This is a genomic window from Methyloprofundus sp. (genome assembly GCF_965251085.1).
Classification (GTDB): Bacteria; Pseudomonadota; Gammaproteobacteria; order Methylococcales; family Methylomonadaceae; genus Methyloprofundus.
This window is the reverse complement of the sequence record NZ_OZ252594.1, coordinates 4,166,684-4,188,911: the sequence shown is the minus strand read 5'-3', so window position 1 is coordinate 4,188,911 and position 22,228 is coordinate 4,166,684. Positions and strand designations below refer to the sequence as shown.

10 protein-coding genes, 2 tRNA genes and 3 rRNA genes are annotated in these 22,228 nt (G+C 43.8%); 11 read left to right on the top strand and 4 right to left on the bottom strand.

Annotated elements, in window-relative coordinates:
* Positions 1 to 6: 6 nt before the first annotated feature.
* Positions 7 to 4,053, bottom strand: coding sequence for a hypothetical protein (locus ACQY3F_RS19650; protein ID WP_428356747.1), 4,047 nt, complete (start codon positions 4,051 to 4,053; stop codon positions 7 to 9).
* 698 nt (positions 4,054 to 4,751) lie between these two features.
* On the opposite strand from ACQY3F_RS19650, the gene ACQY3F_RS19645 reads away from it, so the two are divergent.
* The 6 genes from ACQY3F_RS19645 (at position 4,752) to lnt (ending at position 12,260) form a co-directional block, all read left to right on the top strand.
* Positions 4,752 to 6,290: ribosomal RNA gene (locus tag ACQY3F_RS19645) — 16S ribosomal RNA — on the top strand.
* A gap of 82 nt (positions 6,291 to 6,372) precedes the next feature.
* Positions 6,373 to 6,449, top strand: a tRNA-Ile gene (locus ACQY3F_RS19640).
* A 238-nt stretch (positions 6,450 to 6,687) separates the two neighbouring features.
* Positions 6,688 to 6,763 (top strand) — tRNA-Ala (locus ACQY3F_RS19635).
* 372 nt (positions 6,764 to 7,135) lie between these two features.
* Positions 7,136 to 10,031, top strand: a 23S ribosomal RNA gene (locus ACQY3F_RS19630).
* Positions 10,032 to 10,242: 211 nt separating this feature from the next.
* Positions 10,243 to 10,357: ribosomal RNA gene (rrf, locus tag ACQY3F_RS19625) — 5S ribosomal RNA — on the top strand.
* Together the 16S, 23S and 5S rRNA genes with 2 tRNA genes alongside form the textbook arrangement of a ribosomal RNA operon.
* Before the next feature lie 412 nt (positions 10,358 to 10,769).
* Positions 10,770 to 12,260, top strand: coding sequence for an apolipoprotein N-acyltransferase (gene lnt, locus ACQY3F_RS19620; protein ID WP_428356746.1), 1,491 nt, complete (start codon positions 10,770 to 10,772; stop codon positions 12,258 to 12,260).
* 299 nt (positions 12,261 to 12,559) lie between these two features.
* On the opposite strand, the gene ACQY3F_RS19615 is transcribed toward lnt, so the two are convergent.
* Positions 12,560 to 13,333, bottom strand: coding sequence for a ParA family protein (locus ACQY3F_RS19615; protein ID WP_428356744.1), 774 nt, complete (start codon positions 13,331 to 13,333; stop codon positions 12,560 to 12,562).
* Positions 13,334 to 13,381: 48 nt separating this feature from the next.
* Positions 13,382 to 13,870: a zinc ribbon-containing protein gene (locus ACQY3F_RS19610; RefSeq protein WP_428356742.1), complete on the bottom strand. Its 489-nt coding sequence runs from the start codon at positions 13,868 to 13,870 to the stop codon at positions 13,382 to 13,384.
* A gap of 82 nt (positions 13,871 to 13,952) precedes the next feature.
* Between ACQY3F_RS19610 and leuS the strand changes: the two genes are divergently transcribed.
* From leuS to holA, 3 genes are read left to right on the top strand one after another with little or no spacing between them, the layout of a single operon-like run.
* Entirely contained in the window at positions 13,953 to 16,397 is a 2,445-nt protein-coding gene (gene leuS, locus ACQY3F_RS19605) for a leucine--tRNA ligase (protein WP_428356741.1), read from the top strand.
* Complete coding sequence (lptE, locus tag ACQY3F_RS19600) at positions 16,390 to 16,920, top strand: LPS assembly lipoprotein LptE (protein WP_428356740.1); 531 nt, start codon at positions 16,390 to 16,392, stop codon at positions 16,918 to 16,920. The genes leuS and lptE overlap by 8 nt, the downstream gene beginning before the upstream one ends.
* A 1-nt stretch (position 16,921) precedes the next feature.
* On the top strand, positions 16,922 to 17,926 hold the full coding sequence (holA, locus tag ACQY3F_RS19595; protein WP_428356738.1) for a DNA polymerase III subunit delta: 1,005 nt from the start codon (positions 16,922 to 16,924) through the stop codon (positions 17,924 to 17,926).
* 40 nt (positions 17,927 to 17,966) lie between these two features.
* Here holA and ACQY3F_RS19590 read toward each other — a convergent pair whose 3' ends face one another.
* Positions 17,967 to 18,158 (bottom strand): IS3 family transposase, encoded by a 192-nt coding sequence (locus ACQY3F_RS19590; protein WP_428357748.1) that lies wholly within the window; start codon positions 18,156 to 18,158, stop codon positions 17,967 to 17,969.
* A gap of 308 nt (positions 18,159 to 18,466) precedes the next feature.
* Here ACQY3F_RS19590 and ACQY3F_RS19585 point away from each other — a divergent pair, with 308 nt between their 5' ends.
* Positions 18,467 to 19,828, top strand: a complete 1,362-nt coding sequence (locus ACQY3F_RS19585) for an IS1380 family transposase (RefSeq protein ID WP_428352976.1) — start codon at positions 18,467 to 18,469, stop codon at positions 19,826 to 19,828.
* A 678-nt stretch (positions 19,829 to 20,506) separates the two neighbouring features.
* Positions 20,507 to 21,793 carry a citrate synthase gene (locus tag ACQY3F_RS19580; RefSeq protein ID WP_428356736.1) on the top strand — a complete coding sequence of 429 codons (1,287 nt, stop codon included), beginning with the start codon at positions 20,507 to 20,509 and terminating at the stop codon, positions 21,791 to 21,793.
* Positions 21,794 to 22,228: the final 435 nt, after the last annotated feature.

Genomic DNA, 22,228 nt, shown 5'->3' with positions numbered 1-22,228 from the left:
TTGAAATTAGGATAAAGGTGATTTACCTTGTCCCTCTTTAGGCTTAGATTTTTTCCATAATTCATTACGAGAAAAACACTGCCAGCCCCATTTTAGCCAGTTTAATAAAGATAGGGCGAGCCATAGCGACCAGATTAACATCATAATTCTGTAGCTCATCAAAGGTATGGAAACAACGCTGGCGCTAGGCAAGGCGGCAAGACTTCTATCCTGGTACCAATTTAGCTTGTGTGCTGTAGAGTGATTGCCTGCGATTTGCATATCAGGTGAGCCTAATAAGCCCTGCTCTACTGCGATAAATAATATCGCCAACGAACTCAAAGTTAAGGCAATCAAGATGAGTTGCATAAGATTAAAGCTGTTAACATCCTGCAGTGTTTGTTTTTGTCTTATACCTAGAGTCATTAACCAGGCAACAACCACAAAAGCCATGAGTAGCTGAATTTGACTGAGGCCTATTAATAATAGAAACCATTGCCAGTGCTTAAGGGGTGTTAAACAGGACTTACCTAAGGCAAAAGCTAAAATAGCTAATACTATCAGCATTCCCCAAAATAATACGGCTGGGCCCATTTTGGGTCCAAAAGTTAGTAATATCCAACGATCCTCGGCAAGCAATACTTTCAAGTGCGTATTAACACTGCTAATACCTAAATTCACAGAGGGCGTTGACAGTAAACTGGATTGTGGTTTAGCTGAGTGCCAGTTGAGTTGATAATGCTGCATGCCTGGTTTCACCGGCAAAGTAACAATTTGCTGCTGTTGTCTAATAGGCTGGGTTTTGCCATTAATACTGACCGATTGTAAGATCGCGTCTTTGGGTAGGGTTATATTATGTTGAGTCCCTTTGGAGCTGCGTATATCGAGTTCGAGACGCGCTTCCTGATTACGTTTTCCAGCACTAATTTGTAGCGTACTTTTATCTATCGTCAGGGTCTGGCCTTGAATTGCTTCGGGGCGCGTAATATTTAAAGTGATACTCTCCCCTGGCCAAGGTCGCCATTCTGGTAACCAGTTACCGGTTTGATCCTGGTGATGCACTGCAGGAATGCCACTGAATTTAATATGCCAGATAGGACTGACATTAACCCGCCATATTTCTGACCACAGCTCTGTTTCCGGTGCTGTTAGTTTCAGCAGGGTATTTTTTTTCAATAAGGACTGCCATTCAATGCTTTGTTGGTTTGCTGTCATTTGTACCATAGCAAACCCGTTTTCACTGCGAATATGACTACTGCTAATAGACTCACCTTCAAACAACGGCACTTCAAGCGAGATGGCTATGGCTTCTTTTGATGCGCGAATAACCCGGGTGCTAATGTACCAGTCTAACCCTAGATTCAGTGTGCGCTCAATTCTAATAAAAGCGGGTAGCGTGCCGCGATTGAGTGAAGGTAAGGCATTTTTTATCTGCTCTGCCGACTGGATGCGAGTAAAGTGTAATTGACCTTCAGCCGTACCATTGTTTTTTAATCCTTCGATGTTCCACTGCTGAATAGTCGCCTCAATATAATGCGGTTTTAGCGGCAAGGGTAGTGTGAAGCTAGATTGTAAGGGAGCAGTTCCGGTTAATACCAGAGTATGTATGCCTGGTGTTAAAGTTAGCCATAAAAAACCCTGCTCATCACGAATAATTGCCTCGGCTGGAGAGCCATCGATCAAAATACTTCGCGGTAACCATTGTTTATATTTTGCCGGCAAGGGAATGGCAACCGTTTCCAGGGCATTCGCCTGCAGCGTCAGTTTTACCTTGGCAGTTGTAATATCGACTTGCATTGTTGATATTTGCGCGCAACCTGGCAAACAGTCCGGGGCTTTTAATAAGCGTTGCTTTAAGTCTTTTAATAATTCAGGGGCGGGGAAGTCAGCCTGTACAGGAGTGTAGGGTAGAGCAAAAAACAATAGCAAGCAGAGTTTAAAAGCAAATTTAGTCAAATGAAAGTTAAATCGCTGGTTAATAATGCCGAACATTAGCAAGCTTAATATGCAGACTAGAATGACACGTAAAAAATTTAGCAATAAACTGGTTGTAGGGTCTATATACCAGAACCTGATTTGTTGCTGGCTGTCTACGCTACCATTCCATGATAGCGGAATGCTGGTCCATTGCCACTGCGGTAAGCCTGGGCCCGTTTGTAAGCTGGCATCAGGATCAACTTGCTGCAGAACAGGGGATTGCGTTGGGTAATAGCTTTTATTTGCTCCACTTACTTCGCGTTCGAGTTTACGTGCGGCTGCGCGAGGCATAATTCGTTGTTCTTCAGACATCAGGACGGCGTCAGCTGTAGAGGCCATCGAGGGTGCATATGCGCGTTGCATTTTTACTGATTGCCGGGGTTTTTCTAATTGTGGATACAGGCCGGTGCGTACTTGCTCGATTAAAAAAGGGATACATATAATAAGTAGCGCTAGCCAGCACGCTGCACGGTAAAAATTAAGCAGACGTAAAAGATTCCCTTGAGGAAGCACTTTGATTAAAGAGATGGCTGCAAGAATATTCAGCCAGATAAAGCGGGGGGCATTAGCTTCATGCCAGATTAAGGCGAGCGCTAACAAGGCAAACAGTCCCCAGTAATGATTCCACAGACGGCCGACTGCGAGCGCTGCAATAAGCACTAAAAACAAATCTAATAAAGTCCAGCGAGTTATCCAGCTATTTGGGATGTTATCAACACCGCTTACCGCAAATAAATGCCAGCCAGGTGGAAGATGCAAAGTTGCTTTAACCTTATTAAACTTTTCTTGCCAGCCTGTGGCGCTGATTTGATTGATATTGTCATCAATTCGGCTGTCAGCGTTGAGGCGTAGCTGACCTTTTCTGAGCTCTACACCTGCAGAGTCTCTGTTTTCTGAAAAAGTGATTAATTGTGTCTGTCCATTTACTTGTACTTGACCAAGTTGGATGTTGGATAGGCTATTAAGTCGCCAGCCGTGAGTGATCTGACCCTTGATTTTATCTTGTATGGTATAGCCTGTGCCGGAAAAATCCAGCCAAAGCTGGCGTGAAATGGATAAATTATTAGGCTCGGGTTGAGGATCTCCACGTCTGGTAGTTTTAAATTTCATGGTTTCTCCTTGCTTAACAAGGAATGCAGGAAGACTTTTCCATTGTGCAGGAACATTGCTCTGGCTGGGGTCAATTGTGTTTGCATCCTCAATTTCTACAACACGTAGATATGGGTGAGCTGCAAAGCTCCATATTTCAGTCGCAGGCCATTGAGGATCATTAATATTTAAGCTTAAGCTGTGTAGCTCAGTAGCATGTTGTGCCTGTAGTTCTATATGCCAGCGCCCAGGGCGTACTTGAATTAAAAGACTACCATCGGCTTCGAGTCTTGCGGGTAAAGGGCTGTGTAAACTTATAGGGATAAAGCCCTTTAACAAGCTATAAGGTAATTTGATTTCTCGTTGTTTGCCTGAAACGTCTAGAGATAGATAAGTTGTTAGCAGCAATGGAATGCTGTCGTCAATTTTTCTAAAAACCTGTAAATTTAATTGGTTAATTTTATTTTCAGGTCTAACAGCTGCAGAACTACTAGCCTTGATCCAGAGTTGTTGCTTATTGATATTGGGATAATGAATAGGCTTGTTCAGAATGCTAAGGGAAATGATGCCAGTATTTTTTGGGATGGCGAGTCTATCTGGAATACTGTCCCATAAGAACTGGCCCTCAATCTTGTAATGCCCGGTTGCAAGCTTGATAGCAGGTTTTTGGTTGCGAACAATAACGATAGCGGGTTTATTGTTAACAATAACATTTTGAGGCCAATGTTCAGCATTACCGGGTAAGCTAATATAGCTTTCATTATAAACCTGCCATTCACTTCTAAATTTACCACTCCCAGATTGTATATCTATAGATAATTGGCTAGGCCATGCGCAGTATTTTTTCTGCAGCTTATTATAGAAGAAAGGACATTGATAGTCAGGTGACTCATCAAGCACCCAGTTCACCCAGGGTTTCAATGGTTCGGGGATGTCTTGCATAGATATGGAATATGCCGGTGTGGGAGTCAGTGTGAATAAAAAAAATAGCCAGATAAGTCGTGTCATAGCAAGATCCTTAGTAATAACATTCATGAATTGATTCTAGTCTAATTTGATAGTTTTTGAAGGTGGTTTTTTTAAAACCAGTCGTGAGCCAAGTAAGTGTAAGTAATTGAGTTATTTGTGAGAGTGCTAGAAAACTAGCCTAAGTAAAAATAAGGACTTGACGAAAATTGAATTGGTTGTATAATTGCCGGCTCTTCAACGCAAGTTGAGGGGAGTCGGGTCTGGTTTCAAGGTGAGTTTTTATAGCCTGCCATAGAGCTTAATCCGGTTTTTTGAAGTGATCTGGTTTTTTATCAGGTGGCTGAAAATAAAAGCTTGACCAAATAGATATGAACGCTATAATGGTCGGCTCCTTAAGAGATTGAGGTTGGGCCTTCGGGTCCGGTTGGTGTGGGTGTTTGGCGCATTGTTTTCCGGTTAGGTTTTTTGGGAAACGGGTTCTGAAAACAAACATTGACAACGAGTTTTGACTCTGTAGAATGGTTGGACTCAGCAGGGCGGAATGCTTAAACATCCCGCTCTGAGCTCTTTAAAAAAACAAATCAAAATAATTTGTGTGGGTACTTGTAGAGATTATTGGCGTGATAAAGATAATCGATATAAGAATCTACACCGTTAATCTTCGGATTAACAAACGTAAATTCTGACAATCGAAACAAAGATTGGTGGCACATCTGATGATGTCACAAAATGATTATAAACTGAAGAGTTTGATCATGGCTCAGATTGAACGCTGGCGGTATGCTTAACACATGCAAGTCGAACGGTAACAGCAGAGCTTGCTCTGGCTGACGAGTGGCGGACGGGTGCGTAACGCGTAGGAATCTGCCTATTAGTGGGGGACAACATGGGGAAACCCATGCTAATACCGCATACGCCCTACGGGGGAAAGCAGGGGATCTTCGGACCTTGCGCTAATAGATGAGCCTGCGTTAGATTAGCTAGTTGGTGAGGTAATGGCTCACCAAGGCGGCGATCTATAGCTGGTCTGAGAGGACGATCAGCCACACTGGGACTGAGACACGGCCCAGACTCCTACGGGAGGCAGCAGTGGGGAATATTGGACAATGGGCGAAAGCCTGATCCAGCAATACCGCGTGTGTGAAGAAGGCCTGAGGGTTGTAAAGCACTTTCAATTGGGAGGAAAACAGGCAGGTTAATATCCTGTCTCTTGACATTACCTTTAGAAGAAGCACCGGCTAACTCCGTGCCAGCAGCCGCGGTAATACGGAGGGTGCAAGCGTTAATCGGAATTACTGGGCGTAAAGCGTTCGTAGGCGGTTTGTTAAGTTAGATGTGAAAGCCCCGGGCTTAACCTGGGAACTGCATTTAAAACTGGCAAACTAGAGTTTAGGAGAGGGAAGTGGAATTTCAGGTGTAGCAGTGAAATGCGTAGAGATCTGAAGGAACACCAGTGGCGAAGGCGACTTCCTGGACTAAAACTGACGCTGAGGAACGAAAGCGTGGGTAGCAAACGGGATTAGATACCCCGGTAGTCCACGCCGTAAACGATGTCAACTAGCCGTTGGGCCTATATACAGGCTTAGTGGCGGAGCTAACGTATTAAGTTGACCGTCTGGGGAGTACGGCCGCAAGGTTAAAACTCAAATGAATTGACGGGGGCCCGCACAAGCGGTGGAGCATGTGGTTTAATTCGATGCAACGCGAAGAACCTTACCTACCCTTGACATCCAGAGAATCTGTTAGAGATAGTAGAGTGCCTTCGGGAACTCTGAGACAGGTGCTGCATGGCTGTCGTCAGCTCGTGTCGTGAGATGTTGGGTTAAGTCCCGTAACGAGCGCAACCCCTATCCTTAGTTGCTAGCAGGTAATGCTGAGAACTCTAAGGAGACTGCCGGTGATAAACCGGAGGAAGGTGGGGACGACGTCAAGTCATCATGGCCCTTATGGGTAGGGCTACACACGTGCTACAATGGTCGGTACAGAGGGCCGCAAACTCGCGAGAGTAAGCAAATCCCAGAAAGCCGATCTTAGTCCGGATTGGAGTCTGCAACTCGACTCCATGAAGTTGGAATCGCTAGTAATCGCGAATCAGAACGTCGCGGTGAATACGTTCCCGGGCCTTGTACACACCGCCCGTCACACCATGGGAGTGGGTTGCAAAAGAAGTGGGTAGACTAACCTTCGGGAGGTCGCTCACCACTTTGTGGTTCATGACTGGGGTGAAGTCGTAACAAGGTAGCCCTAGGGGAACCTGGGGCTGGATCACCTCCTTACAAAGCACGCAATGCTTTATGAGTACTCACAACAAATTATTTTGATTTAAGTAAATCGAGACTGACCTTGAACGCAACTATTGGGTCTGTAGCTCAGTTGGTTAGAGCGCACCCCTGATAAGGGTGAGGTCGGAGGTTCAAATCCTCCCAGACCCACCAAATTTTGCACTGGACTGCGTTAAAATTCCACTCATGTACTAGCGTACACTTCGCGGAATTTTGCCTTGCCCAGAACGAAATTCCTGTTTATCAACAAGATGATAGAAATCAGTTTTTACGCAGGATTTTTAACCTTAGGCAAGGCGTACGAAGGCGTGAATGAAGGAGCATACATAAGTATGTAACTGAATGAGCGACGAGAACAACGCGGCATAAGGGTAAAAAGACCAGTAAAATTGGGGCCATAGCTCAGCTGGGAGAGCACCTGCCTTGCACGCAGGGGGTCGGGAGTTCGATCCTCCCTGGCTCCACCATTACTCGATGAAAAAAGTGACAAAACCTAATTCTATAAATTTTGAAGACAAGCAGAAACACTTCAGAACTTATAGAATTAGTTTTTTTTAAAGCTAATAAGCTCTTTAACAATTTGGAAATCTGTAAAGTAAACTAAATAAATTTATTTAGTAGCGTTAAGCTGATTGCAAAATCGACTTAACAAAACAAAGTAAAGCAAAAAAAAGTTTCAAACGAGTTTAAAAGCGACAAAGCGAAATAGCAGCGAAAGCAACTATCAAGTGGCGTCAAATATTAAATGAGTTCTCAAGCAGAAAAAGCGAAAATGTCAGTGAACATATAATTCAGACGTGCGAAAAGCGCAAGCTGTGTAAGACGTATTTGGGTTATATGGTCAAGTGAATAAGCGCATACGGTGGATGCCTAGGCGATAAGAGGCGAAGAAGGACGTTGTAGGATGCGATAAGCCGCGGAGAGTTTTCAAACTAACTTTGACCCGCGGATTTCCGAATGGGGAAACCCAATGGGCATAAGCCCATTATCCTGACCTGAATACATAGGGTCAGAGAAGCGAACCGGGAGAACTGAAACATCTAAGTACCCCGAGGAAAAGAAATCAATTGAGATTCCCTAAGTAGCGGCGAGCGAACGGGGAACAGCCGAGCAGAATAGAGTTAGTGGAACAGTCTGGAAAGTCTGGCGATACAGGGTGATAGCCCCGTACACGAAAACTCTTTTTTGACATATTAAGTAGGTCGATGCACGTGAAACGTTGACTGAAGATGGGGGGACCATCCTCCAAGGCTAAATACTCCTTATCGACCGATAGTGAACTAGTACCGTGAGGGAAAGGCGAAAAGAACCCCGGAGAGGGGAGTGAAATAGATCCTGAAACCGTATGCGTACAAGCAGTAGGAGCAGACTTGTTCTGTGACTGCGTACCTTTTGTATAATGGGTCAGCGACTTACATTTTGTGGCAAGCTTAACCGATAAGGGAAGGCGTAGCGAAAGCGAGTCTTAATAGGGCGTTTAGTCGCAAGGTGTAGACCCGAAACCGGGCGATCTATCCATGGCCAGGTTGAAGGTGGGGTAATACCTACTGGAGGACCGAACCGACTTATGTTGAAAAATGAGCGGATGAGCTGTGGATCGGAGTGAAAGGCTAATCAAGCCCGGAGATAGCTGGTTCTCCTCGAAATCTATTTAGGTAGAGCCTCGTGTATAACTGTTGGGGGTAGAGCACTGTTACGGCTAGGGGGTCATCCCGACTTACCAAACCGTTGCAAACTCCGAATACCAACAAGTTTTAGCACGGGAGACACACGGCGGGTGCTAAGGTCCGTCGTGAAAAGGGAAACAGCCCAGACCGTCAGCTAAGGTCCCAAAATCTATGCTCAGTGGGAAACGATGTGAAAAGGCCCAGACAGCCAGGAGGTTGGCTTAGAAGCAGCCATCCTTTAAAGAAAGCGTAATAGCTCACTGGTCGAGTCGGTTTGCGCGGAAGATTTACCGGGGCTAAGCATAGTACCGAAGCTACGGATCGACGTTTATTTATAAACGGAGGTGGTAGAGGAGCGTTCCGTAAGCCTGCGAAGGTCAATTGAGAAGTTGGCTGGAGGTGTCGGAAGTGCGAATGCTGACATGAGTAACGATAATGGGGGTGAAAAACCCCCACGCCGAAAACCCAAGGTTTCCTGCGCAACGCTAATCGACGCAGGGTTAGTCGGGACCTAAGGCGAGGCCGAAAGGCGTAGTCGATGGAAAACAGGTTAATATTCCTGTACTTGTTCTAACTGCGATGGGGTGACGGAGAAGGCTAGATCAGCTTACTGTTGGATATGTAAGTTTAAGCGTGTAGGCAGAGAGTTTAGGAAAATCCGGACTCTTAATGCTGAGGCGTGACGACGAGTTTTTCCTTGTGAAAAACGAAGTGATTGATGCCATACTTCCAAGAAAAACCTCTAAGCATCAGGTTAAAACAACCCGTACCCCAAACCGACACAGGTGGGTGGGATGAGAATTCTAAGGCGCTTGAGAGAACTCGGCTGAAGGAACTAGGCAAAATGGAACCGTAACTTCGGGAGAAGGTTCACCCTTGGTATGTGAAGCCCCTGCGGGTGGAGCAGAAGAGGGTTGCAATAAATTGGTGGCTGCGACTGTTTATCAAAAACATAGCACTCTGCAAACACGAAAGTGGACGTATAGGGTGTGACGCCTGCCCGGTGCTGGAAGGTTAATTGATGGGGTTATCTTCGGAGAAGCTCTTGATCGAAGCCCCAGTAAACGGCGGCCGTAACTATAACGGTCCTAAGGTAGCGAAATTCCTTGTCGGGTAAGTTCCGACCTGCACGAATGGCGTAACGATGGCCACACTGTCTCCAGCCGAGACTCAGTGAAATTGAAATTGCGGTGAAGATGCCGTATACCCGCGGCTAGACGGAAAGACCCCGTGCACCTTTACTATAGCTTTACACTGGACTTTGAACCTACTTGTGTAGGATAGGTGGGAGACTATGAAACCATGTCGCTAGATGTGGTGGAGTCACCCTTGAAATACCACCCTGGTATGTTTGAAGTTCTAACCTAGGCCCCTTATCGGGGTTGGGGACAGTGTATGGTGGGTAGTTTGACTGGGGCGGTCTCCTCCCAAAGAGTAACGGAGGAGCACGAAGGTACCCTAATCCTGGTCGGAAATCAGGAGTTTAGTGCAATGGCATAAGGGTGCTTGACTGCGAGACGGACAAGTCGAGCAGGTACGAAAGTAGGTCATAGTGATCCGGTGGTTCTGAATGGAAGGGCCATCGCTCAACGGATAAAAGGTACGCCGGGGATAACAGGCTGATACCGCCCAAGAGTTCATATCGACGGCGGTGTTTGGCACCTCGATGTCGGCTCATCACATCCTGGGGCTGAAGCAGGTCCCAAGGGTATGGCTGTTCGCCATTTAAAGTGGTACGCGAGCTGGGTTCAGAACGTCGTGAGACAGTTCGGTCCCTATCTGCCGTGGGCGTTTGAGATTTGAGGGAAGCTGCTCCTAGTACGAGAGGACCGGAGTGGACGAACCACTGGTGTTCGGGTTGTCATGCCAATGGCATTGCCCGGTAGCTACGTTCGGACAGGATAACCGCTGAAAGCATCTAAGCGGGAAGCCCCTCCCAAGATGAGATCTCACTGGAACTTTAAGTTCCCTGAAGGGCCGTCGAAGACTACGACGTTGATAGGCAAGGTGTGGAAGCACAGTAATGTGTGAAGCTAACTTGTACTAATTGCCCGTGAGGCTTGACCATATAACACCAAATACGTTTCAGGACAGAACACGTTCGGGAGCTGTTTGAGTTGTATGAAAGCGACATAACGTTTTTACTGTAAGAGAACGAAACCTCTTAAACTCAAAACACAGATTTCCAATTATTTAGCCACAAGCTAGATAAGAGACGATTGATAGCGAGGAAACTACCCACAAGGTATAAAACCAGGCTAGTTGATCAACACCAATTGCTTGGTGACCATAGCGAGCGTGAACCACCCGATCCCATCTCGAACTCGGAAGTGAAACCGTTTAGTGCCGATGATAGTGTGGATTTATCCATGTGAAAGTAGGGAATTGCCAAGCTCTTAAATATTAAAACCCATCTTCTAACGAAGATGGGTTTTTTTTTGCCTGGAAGGTTTGTAGTACAATATTATCTAAGCAGTTAGGTTTTTGTAGGGCGTGGCTTTAGCCCGCTTTTATCATCCTGGAAAAACAGTTGAACATGGAATCAATAGCTTGTGTTAGAAAACGTGGGCAACTGATTACTATTGGATCAGGTGTCCACCCCTTTTGGCGGGCTTAGGCACTTGGAAACAAAAAATCATCCAACTTTGCTGGTCTTTTTGTCCGTCATTAGCACTGTAGCAATAGTTACGTAGCCAACTATGCGACTACTGCTACAGCACTAATGACAAACAATAATCCTGCCCAAATATTGGACGCTTATTTATTTCCAGGTGCCTAAAGCCACGCCCTACGCTTTACAATCTTTATGGAAAAAATAATTAAATCAATCTGGGGGGATGTATTTGCTGTTATTGCAGGTATCTTATTTACTCTATCTTTCTCACCTTTCGATTTTTCCTTTTTAGTATTTTTTTCATTAGCATTTCTGAAAATATCCTTAACAGAGCTTAGTGTTAAAAGAGCGACGTTAAGAGGCTTCCTATTTGGTCTTGGCTTATTCGGACTGGGTGTCTCTTGGGTGTTTGTTAGCATGGTGGTCAATGAGCAGTCGGGCTTTGTACTTCCGGTAATGATGACGATGTTGTATTGCAGTTTCTGGGCAATTTTTCCAGCTCTTTCTGCGTATCTATATGTAAAAATACGCCATGATAATTATTTAGACTGGATTGTTTTTGCATGTGTCTGGATGTTTGTCGAATATATCCGGGGGGAATGGATACTAGGTGGATTCCCCTGGTTGCAAGTGGCTTATAGTCAATTAGATACCCCGATTTCAGGCTATGTTCCTGTATTGGGAGTTTATGGAACTGGTTTGATCGTAACTATGATTTGTGCAGTGCTGGCTGACGTTTTATTACATAAACAATGCATTGGCCGGTATTTTTGGGGCGTTATTTCTCTAGTTAGTGTCGGTGCATTATTACAAACTGTGCAATGGACAACTATAGCAGGGGATTCGCTGACAGTCAGTTTGATACAGGGAAATATAGCTCAAAAAGATAAATGGGCGATTGAAAATAGAAATACTACTTTAAAGCAATATTATGATGACAGTGCTGCCAACTGGCAATCTGATCTTATTATCTGGCCTGAAACAGCGATTCCAGCTTATTTTGAAGATGTGAAAGATGATTATTTATTGCCTTTAGAACGTGAGGCACAGGCGCATAATACGGATATTATCACCAGCCTTCCTTATAAGGATAAATCCGGAAAATTATTTAATTCTGTTCTGGTATTGGGTAAAAATCGCGCTATGTATAAAAAGATTCATTTATTACCCTTTGGTGAGTATCTTCCCTGGCAACCCGTGTCAGGTTATTTATTGGGCTTAATGAATGTCAGGTTAGGAAAATTTAGCTCAGGCGAAGTTAATCAGTCCCTACTGACTGCAGCAGGCCATCAATTTGTCACTTCAATTTGTTATGAAGATGCTTTTGGAGAGCAGAGTATACGTTATGTAGAGCAGGCAAGATTTTTGGTAAATGTTACCAATGATGGTTGGTTTGATGGTTCGATCGAGCCTTATCAGCATATGCAGATTGCCAGAATGCGTGCTTTGGAAGCAGGGCGGTATTTATTGCGAGTCACGAATACCGGGATCAGTGCAATTGTCTCGGAAAAAGGGAAAATTGTGAATCAAGCGCCAATTAAGCAAAGAGTGACAATTACTTCAGAGATTGAGCCTATGAGCGGTATGACGCCTTATGCAAGGTTAGGTGATAAGCCTGTCATATTACTTATCTCTATAATTTTAATATCTTCGCTAGTTAGAAGGTATTATCTAAAACGCTAGAAATAGAAAACATGATGGGCACGTCGTACCTCCTTTGCCCATCTACAAAACACTTGTTCTATATCATGATATTTTTTATCAAATACCGGCTTCTCTGGTGCCTGGCTGGAAATATACAATCTATTTTTGTAACTACTCAGATACGCTGAGTAGTTACGAAGATATTGTCTAAAACGCTAGAGATAGCACTTTTAGGGCAATGCAATAAATTGGCCAGAGTGTGCAGGGTTAGATTTATTTAAATGGTAAAGAAATTTAACCCGGTCTACTCTATATCTTCTCCAGTATGCTTTTTCCGCTTAACTATGAATTTCTATATGCAACTCACGAAATTCATTTGTGAGTTTGTGATTGGGCGCATAATGAACCAGTGGCTGAGACTCGGAATGTGACTCACGAACCTTAACTGAAGATGAAATTTTACTATTTAATACAGGTAAACCTTCAGCTATCAGCTCCTCGACTAGCTGTCTAGGTAAGCGTGCCTGGCTTTGAAATTGGTTAACAATAATCCCTTCAATTTCAAGATTTGCATTATGATCGGCTTTTACTTCACTTAAAGTTTGCATCAGTGTATAGAGAGCTTCACGCGCAAAAGTATCACAGTCAAAAGGTATTAAGCATTTATTAGCGCAGATCAACGCTGATTGGCTATAGAAATTAAGCACCGGTGGCGTATCGATATAAATCTCGTCAAAGCCTTCTAGTTTATCAAGTTCTTCTTTTAGTTTGAAAATTTTGTAACGTGATTCGAGCCGACCCTGTAAAGCTTCCAGATCGGGGTGTGAAGGTAATATAAAGAGGTTAGGGAAGGGCGTTTCATGAATGACGTCCTCTAAGCCTCCGGACTGACCACCAAACAACGTAAGACTTAAACAGCCCTTAAAAAAATGGGCAATGGTCTTATCGGAATCTTTAACCTTTTGGCCCAGTAGGTATTGAGAAGCATTGCCCTGAATATCCAGGTCAATGACTAAGGTTCGTTTGCCTTCCATAGCGCTAATTGCCGCCAGGTTACATGTAATGGTTGATTTCCCAACCCCGCCCTTTTGATTAAAGATCACCCTGCGCATTTTGTTCCCCGATAGTAACAAGTAATTAAAGTTTTATTATATGTAAATTTAAGTGCGTATAAAAGTATTAGCCTTACATTCAGGACATTCAGGAATGATGCTGGTACTTTTAAAAGCAATGACTTTACCGCATTTTTCACAGCTTAACGATCCAGGTGCAGTCAGTTGACCTGATTTATACGGGTGGCTATAAAGTTCGGCCGTTTGTGATAGTTCAGCCAGTTCTATGCGAGTTTTATCAGCAACATCAAGAAAAGATTCCAGTGCAAAATCTTCTAATAATTCTATGTCAAATTTAAGCCACTCGGATAATGAGTCGTTACTATTATCAGCTAAAGAGTCCGCTGCGTGATGAATATCTCGGGATACGGAATCAGCGACATGGTTGATTTCTTCCTGCGATAGGCCTCCAATTTCACTTATTTTCTCTTTAGCAGAATCCAGCTTGTCAGCAATTGTATGAAGGGTATCATCCGTTGCTTCATACATGTATTCCATAAAGTCGTTGTAGGCTTTGGTTAGTTTATTTTCATTCATAAGTATCACTCCCTAAAAAGGCTTTAGATTTAGTTCACTGTAAGGTATTCTAACGCTTTTGAATGCAATAATACGAGTAACAATGCAAGAAAATTACAAACCACTAGAAATTGAGGCAGAAGTGCAAGCCCAATGGGAACAATCAGGCATATTTCAGGCCTCTGATGATGAGACTAAAGAAAAGTACTATTGCTTATCTATGTTCCCCTATCCTAGTGGTCGTCTGCATATGGGGCATGTACGTAATTATACGATTGGGGATGTGATTAGTCGATACCAGCGTATGCAAGGCAAGAATGTTATGCAGCCTATGGGCTGGGATGCTTTCGGCTTGCCTGCAGAAAATGCAGCGATGAAACACAATGTTCATCCCGCGGAGTGGACCTATGAAAACATAGACTATATGCGTAAGCAGCTTAAAGAACTGGGTTTTGGTTATGACTGGGAACGTGAGCTCGCAACCTGTGATCCAGACTATTACCGCTGGGAGCAATGGTTTTTTCTGCAGTTGCTGGAAAAAGATTTAGTGTATAAAAAAACCTCGGCTGTTAATTGGTGTCCTCATGATCAGACAGTTTTAGCTAATGAGCAAGTGATTGATGGTTGTTGCTGGCGCTGTGATACGGCAGTGGAGAAAAAAGATATTTCGCAATGGTTTTTAAGAATTACGGCTTATGCTGATGAGTTACTGACTTCTTTAGATCAAATGTCTGGTTGGCCGGAGCAGGTCAGAACCATGCAGGCAAATTGGATTGGGCGTTCTGAAGGACTGGAAATGAGCTTTGCAGTTGCAGGGCAAGATGATGTAGATATATATACCACGCGCCCTGATACTTTAATGGGCGTTACCTATTTAGCCGTGGCAGCTGAGCATCCATTAGCCTTAAAGGCCGCAATAACAAATGCTGAAATTGCTGCATTTCTGGAAGAATGTCGACATACAGAAACTTCCGAAGCTGCGCTAGAAACCATGGAAAAGAAAGGTATAGACTCCGGGTTTAAAGCAGGGCATCCGGTTACAGGTGAATTAGTGCCGGTATGGATTGCGAATTTCGTATTGATGAGTTACGGAACGGGCGCTGTTATGTCAGTACCTGCACATGATCAACGTGATTATGAATTTGCGCAAAAATACTCGATTGCAATCAAACAGGTGATTTATTCTGCAAATGATAAGGATGACAGTATTGCGGAGCAAGCTTTTACAGAGAAAGGCGTTTTAAAAAATTCAGTTGAATTTGATGGCTTAAGTTCGGTGGAAGCTGCGAGTGCCATCGCTGAAAAATTAGAACAACAAGCAAAAGGGCGGCGTAAAACGAATTTTCGCTTGCATGATTGGGGCGTTTCAAGACAACGCTATTGGGGGACTCCGATCCCGATTATTTATTGTGATGCTTGTGGCACGGTACCTGTTCCCGAAGAAGATTTGCCGGTTGAGCTACCCAAGGATGTGATTCTGGACGGATCAAACTCACCGCTAGTCACTCACGAAGCATTTTTACATGCGGATTGTCCAAAGTGTGGCAAAGCGGCAAAACGCGAAACAGATACTTTTGATACCTTTATGGAGTCATCCTGGTATTTCGCTCGCTATGCCAGCAGTAAGGCTGATTCAATGCTGGATGCCAGTGCCAAATACTGGTTGCCGGTCGATCAATATATAGGTGGGATTGAGCATGCGATCCTGCATTTACTTTACGCGCGATTCTTTACCAAACTCATGCGTGATGAAGGATTGTTAGTTTGCGATGAACCGTTTAAGAATTTATTAACTCAGGGCATGGTATTAATGGACGGCACGAAAATGTCCAAGTCCAAGGGAAATACAGTCGATCCGCAGCATTTAATAGCTGAATACGGCGCTGATACCGTGCGTCTATTTATTATGTTCGCAGCGCCACCAGAGCAATCTTTGGAGTGGTCGGACAGTGGTGTAGAAGGTAGTTTCAGATTTTTAAAGCGGTTATGGCGTCAAGTCCATTTGCATGTAGATGCAGGTGAGTCGACAGCCGTTTTAGATAAACAGAATTTAACCAATGCTGAAAAAGAAATACGCAGGCATGTGCATCATGCGATTGAAAAAGTAACGGATGATATAGGCCGCCGGCACCACTTTAATACTGTCATTGCGACTAATATGGAATTATTGAACACGTTATCCCGGTTTGACGCTGAAGGTGATAATGCTAGTGCGATACGCCAGGAAGCTTTAGAAACCATAGTCTTGATGCTATACCCCATCGTACCGCATATCTGTCAGGAACTGTGGGTTGGGCTCGGTAAAGCGGAAGATATTAACCGGGTCTGGCCTGTCTTAGATAAGGCTGCATTAGTACAGGATGAGCTACAAATGATAGTGCAGGTAAATGGTAAGCTGCGTGGCAAAATAATGGTTGCTGCAAGTGCGAGTAAAGAAGAAATCGAAGCACTCGCATTAGCGGAACCTAATGTGATACGTTTTCTTGAAGATAAGAGCATAAAGAAATTGATCGTCGTGCCAAAGAAACTGGTAAGTATCGTTGTTTAATTCAACATTTAAAGACCTGGCATTTGCAAAACATAGTTTGCTGTTAGTCGCATTATTAATGCTGACTGCCTGTGGTTATCATCTACGGGGTGCTATTGATTTACCGGAAGCATTAAGGAAAATGTATGTGCAGGGTGCTTCGCCAGAGTTGTCAGCTGCTATTGATCGAACCTTTAGATCGACTGCAGGTGAGCTAGTAGCGAGGCCTGAAGACGCTGGCATGATCTTGAATGTGCTCGATGAATACTACCAGCGCCGCACAGTTTCATTAAGCTCTACGGGTTATTCTAATGAGTATGAATTAATTTATCGTTTAACTTTTGACTTGTTGGATAGCAAGGGAGCTGAGCTGGTATCTAATCAAACCATAGAAGTCACCGAATCCTACTATAACGCCCAGCGCAGTGAGACTTTGTTATCAAAAGATAATGAAGAAATTGTCATACGTCAGGAATTATATGAAGAGGCGGTGCGCACAGTAATTCAAAGAGCACGAGCAGAGCTTAAGAAAAAATACCCATAAGATGTGGTTAAAAGCAGAACAACTACCTGCCGCATTAGCGCGCAAGCTTGAACCGATTTACTTTATTAGCGGCGATGAGCCACTACAACTGGGTGAAGCAGCTGATGCTGTGCGTCTAGCCGCTAAACAAGCAGGTTTTGAAAATCGTGAATTGATAACTGTTGATGCACATTTTCATTGGGGAAATTTTCTGCAAGCTGCAGATTCCATGTCGATATTTTCAGATAAGAAAATTATAGACCTACGTCTTCCCTCTGGAAAACCAGGAATGGAAGGCAGTAAAGCGCTCGTGAGTTATTGTCAGCGGCTGCCAGAAGATACGCTGCTATTAATTACGGCTGGCAAGCTGGAGGCATCAGCAAAAAAGGCAAAATGGGCAACGACATTGGAGAAGCACGGTGTTGCTCTTCAAGTCTGGCCATTAGAAGCAAAGGACCTGGTGCAATGGATAGCGCGACGTATGCAAGGTAAAGGCTTGAGCACCAGTGATAAGGGGATGGGATTAATAGCCTCACGAGTAGAAGGAAATCTACTGGCTGCCAATCAGGAAATAGAAAAGCTGTATGTGCTATACGGGAAAGGAGCGCTGACCGAGCAACAAATACAAGCGGTCGTTGTGGATGCTTCACGTTATGATGTTTTTAATCTTGTCGATGCCGCGTTATCAGGCAAAGTAGGACGCGTACACAAAATTCTGATAGGTGTAAAGCATGAGGGCATAGCTGCGCCAATTGTGCTTTGGGCACTAACACGAGAAATACGCTCTTTAATTAGTATTCAGCAACAATTAAAGTTAGGTCAGCCACGCAATAGCGTGTTTATGAAACACAGGGTCTGGGATAAGCGGCAGAAGCTGGTGAGTCATGCTTTGAGTAAGCTAAGCCGGCAAAACCTATTAAATGCATTATTGCTTGCTGCTAAAACAGACCGGCAAATCAAAGGCGAGGAAGAAGGTGATTGTTGGGAAAGTTTGTTGGTGATTAGTTTAATGCTGGCAAGAGTTTAAACTGCGAGCCGCTTTTTTACTCCTCCCATAGCTGTAATGGTCAACAAAAACAGGATACTTTTTTAAGACGCTTTCCTATAACTACTCGCTCAAATTGTACTGGTGATTGATAACCAGGTTTTGGGTGAATACGTTTACCGTTATAAAAAGCTAAATAATCAATAACACTTAGCTTTGCTACTTCTGAGTTAATACAGTTGTAACAACAGGTTTGGTGGCTGTAATGCTTCAGGGTGCTTGATTACTAGAATTGCACTTCAGAGTTGAATCCGCCCATTAAAGAATAGTCAGTATTCGTTACTTAAGAAAAAAATCGATATGAAAAAGCTTCGGCAGTAGTAGCGCAAACCAGCCTATATTTTTAGCTTAGAGAAAATTACATCGAAGTAGTTCACTGCAGTATACTTATGCCAGTGGAAATTATTATGCTACTTAAATTGTCACCTAAATCCTGCAAGCATTATACATAATAATCCACAAAACTCCTTATTAAACAATGATATAATATCATTTTCCTGATTTCACTATCTCATTGTTTTAATGAAGCCCTCTAAAGTATCAAAATCCTCATCTCACGTAAGAAACCGTACCCGAACGGTAAAAATGACATCTACAGCACATGGATTGACAAGCCAGGCGGGACTGATTCCCGTCGTGAAATATTTAGACAGGATAGGTTTTGAAAAAACCGTAAAACAAAGCGTTCCACATCGGCGGGGTGAAAATGCAGACCATCACTTATCTGATGTGGTTCTATTGACGTTGGTTGGCATGATGGGGGGAGCAACATCAATGGCAAAGGTGACGACCGTATGGGCAGATAGCGTACTGCGCAAAGTAGCTGGCTGGATAAAGATTCCTGTTGAAACCACAATTTTACGGATCTTTAAAGAAGTAAGTGATAGGCAGATAAGCCAGTTTGAAACGCTCACGCATACTTTGCGTGGTCAACACTGGCGGCGATTGCTTCGTTCCGGAAAATCGAAAACTGGCATACAATCCGTCCAGTGGGTCGATGTCGATTCAACTGTGGACACCGTTTGTGGTCGACAAGAAGGAAGTGCCAAAGGCTTCAACCCCAAAAAGAAAGGTGCCCGTTCATACCATCCACAACTCGCTTTTCTAGCGGAAACAAAAGAAATTTTACAAGCCTGGTTCCGGACAGGCAATGCCTTTACAAGCAATGGTGTTGTAGAATTTACCAAACAGTTACTTGCACACTTGCCCAATCGGATGCGCATTATTTTTCGCGGTGACAGTGGTTATTTTGTCGGTGATTTGCTTGAATTTCTCGATACCAGAGGGCATGGGTATCTAATAAAGGTTAAACTTAAGAATTTGAACGCATTGCTGGCCAAACAGGCCTGGACAGCCATACAAGGCCGACCCGGTTGGGAGCAGAGCGAGTTTCAATATCGTTGTGGTGGCTGGTCTCGCTCTCGTCAGTTTGTCGCGGTCAGGATAAAGCAACCTAAACAAGTGACAGGACCTCAGTCCGAGCTTTGGGATACGGCAGAATATGACTATTTTTGTTATGTAACAACTGAACCTCTATCGCCTTGGCAAACACATAAGAAGTATGGTGAACGAGCGACGTGCGAAACATGGATTGAAGAAGCAAAATCACAAATGGGTTTAGGTAAAATCAGAACGAATCAATTTCTGGCTAATGCCGCATTATTTCATTGCGCCGTTCTTGCCTACAATACCGTGCGCTGGATGGCTCAATTGAGTGGCAACAAAACGTTGTGCCAATGGGAGCCGGATACACTTCGTACTTATCTGATTCGGGTGGCTGGAAAATTACTCACAGGCAATAATCAGCTGAGAGTCAGAACACCTGCAGGTCCGCTCTATCCACAGGAATGGGATGATTGGGTTAAGGTGGGGTTACTCGCTTAACATTAACCGAAGTTAAGTCACTTTGATTAAAAGGTCATGGCACGTTGGCAGGGTGTTTATTGCCTTGGGCTCGGGGGATATCCATACGATACAAAAAATTTCCTCTATTTATGATTTAAATCTGGATATTTTGATCGGTTGGACAAAGAGGGCTGGCAAAGCGGCAGTAAAAACCTAATAACCACTTAGCTAGACAGGTTAATGAGAGTCAAAATATGGGCTTGCAGGATTTAGGTGTCACTATTCAGCGTATCTGAGTAGTGACAAAAATAGATTGTATATTTCCAGCGAGGCACCAGAGAAGCAGGTATTTGATAAAAAATATCATGATAGAACAAGCGTTTTGTAGGATGGGCAAAGGAGGTACGACGTGCCCATCTACAGTGTTTATTTCGCTGTAACTACTCAGCATACCTGAGTATTTACCTTAAATTAACTTAGAAAAATCAGTTGCTCACGGTTTCTAGCACAAGCTCTTGATTCCACCGCACTTGCAAAAAATGTCCGCTTAACCTATGGGTGATGCTAAATTTTTTTGAAAGTATTATATGAATTCAATATCTTGCACTATAAATTCGCGCTCAACTGATTTTTTTAGGATTAATACTTAGCCCTAATGCACAGTGGTTTTCAGGTACGAAGTTTTTTTATTTGTCTTTTATAATTATAGGTGGAATCATGTCTGACAGCGCAACTATAGAAATACAAGGTAAAAGCTACTCACTTCCTTTAATTATCGGGTCGGAACAGGAAGTGGCCGTGGATATTTCCCGATTACGAGCTGAATCGGGATGTATAACGCTGGATAATGGTTTCGGTAATACGGGTTCATGCGAATCGGCGATTACTTTTCTAAATGGGGAAAAGGGAATCTTGCATTACCGGGGTTATCCTATAGAGCAACTGGCTGAAAAATCGGTGTTTCAGGAAGTGGCTTATTTACTTTATTATGGTGATTTACCTAGCCAATCTGAGCTTAGTCACTTTAAGCAAAAAGTGGCCACGTATGCCAGTTTACCGCAGGGCATTTATAATATTATCGACCAATTCCCGCTCGATGCGCATCCTATGGGCGTTGTTTCAGCAGCAGTTTCGGCACTTTCAGTTTTTTATCCGGAATTTATCAATCCGACTTCGTTGTCTAAGGCTGATATTGATCGCGCAGTTGCGCAGTTAATGGGTCAGGTAAAAATTATTATCGCTTATTTTTTCCGCCGTACTCAGTCCCAGGCACCTGTTGCATCCGATCCATCTTTAGCTTATGCTGCCGACTTTCTAAATATGTTGCAAGGTGGCGATGGTAAGTCAATTGATCCCGAGGTCGCTGAAGCGCTGGATACACTACTGATTCTACATGCAGATCATGAGCAGAATTGTTCGACTTCTACGGTGCGCGTGATTGGCTCATCGAAAGCTAATATTTTCGCAACGGTTTCCGGTGGTATAGACGCTTTGTGGGGGGAATTGCATGGCGGTGCAAATCAGGCAGTGCTGGAGATGTTAAATGACATTCAAAATAATGGCGGGGATTACAAAAAATACCTGGATAAAGCCAAAGATAAAAATGATCCGTTTCGCTTGATGGGCTTTGGTCATCGCGTTTACAAGAATTTCGATCCGAGGGCGAAAATTATTAAAAGTGCCTGTGATACCGTGCTGGAAAAGCTGGGTATTCATGACCCACTGCTGGATATTGCCCGAGGTCTGGAAGAGCAAGCGCTGCAAGATGATTATTTTGTAGAACGGCATTTATATCCGAATGTGGATTTCTATTCGGGCATTATTTACCAGGCGCTGGGCATCCCCGTGAATATGTTCACTACTATGTTTGCTATGGGAAGAATGCCGGGTTGGTTGGCGCAATGGAAAGAAATGCGTGCTAGTGACGCGACTAGAATCGCGAGGCCACGACAGGTTTATGTAGGTGAAACAAGCAGAGATTATATCGAAATTAGTCAGCGTTAGTTCTGTGAACGCTGCCGATATTGACACACTTTATCAACGCTTTAACCTAGAAAAATTAGTTGCTCACGTTTTCTAGCACAAGCTCTTGATTCCACCGCACTTGCAAAAAATGTCCGCTTAACCAATGGGTGAAGCTAAATTTTTTGAAAGTGTTACATTAATTCAATATTTTGCACTATAAATTCGCGCTCAACTGATTTTTCTAGAATGATGCGCCACAGATTTTGTGGGACTGGGATTGTGGTGCTGAAAAGGGTAAATGGCATCCGCTTTTTCCGCGTGTGAGTGACTCAAGTATACATGCGCATGACAGCATATACCTTATTTTCAGTAGGTTTTTGGTGAACTTTGGGATGACTTATAGCAGCCACCCGTAGTTATACTTCGCGCGGGCACGGATGCGGATTTCTAGCGGCTGAGTTTTTGCCGCTAGCT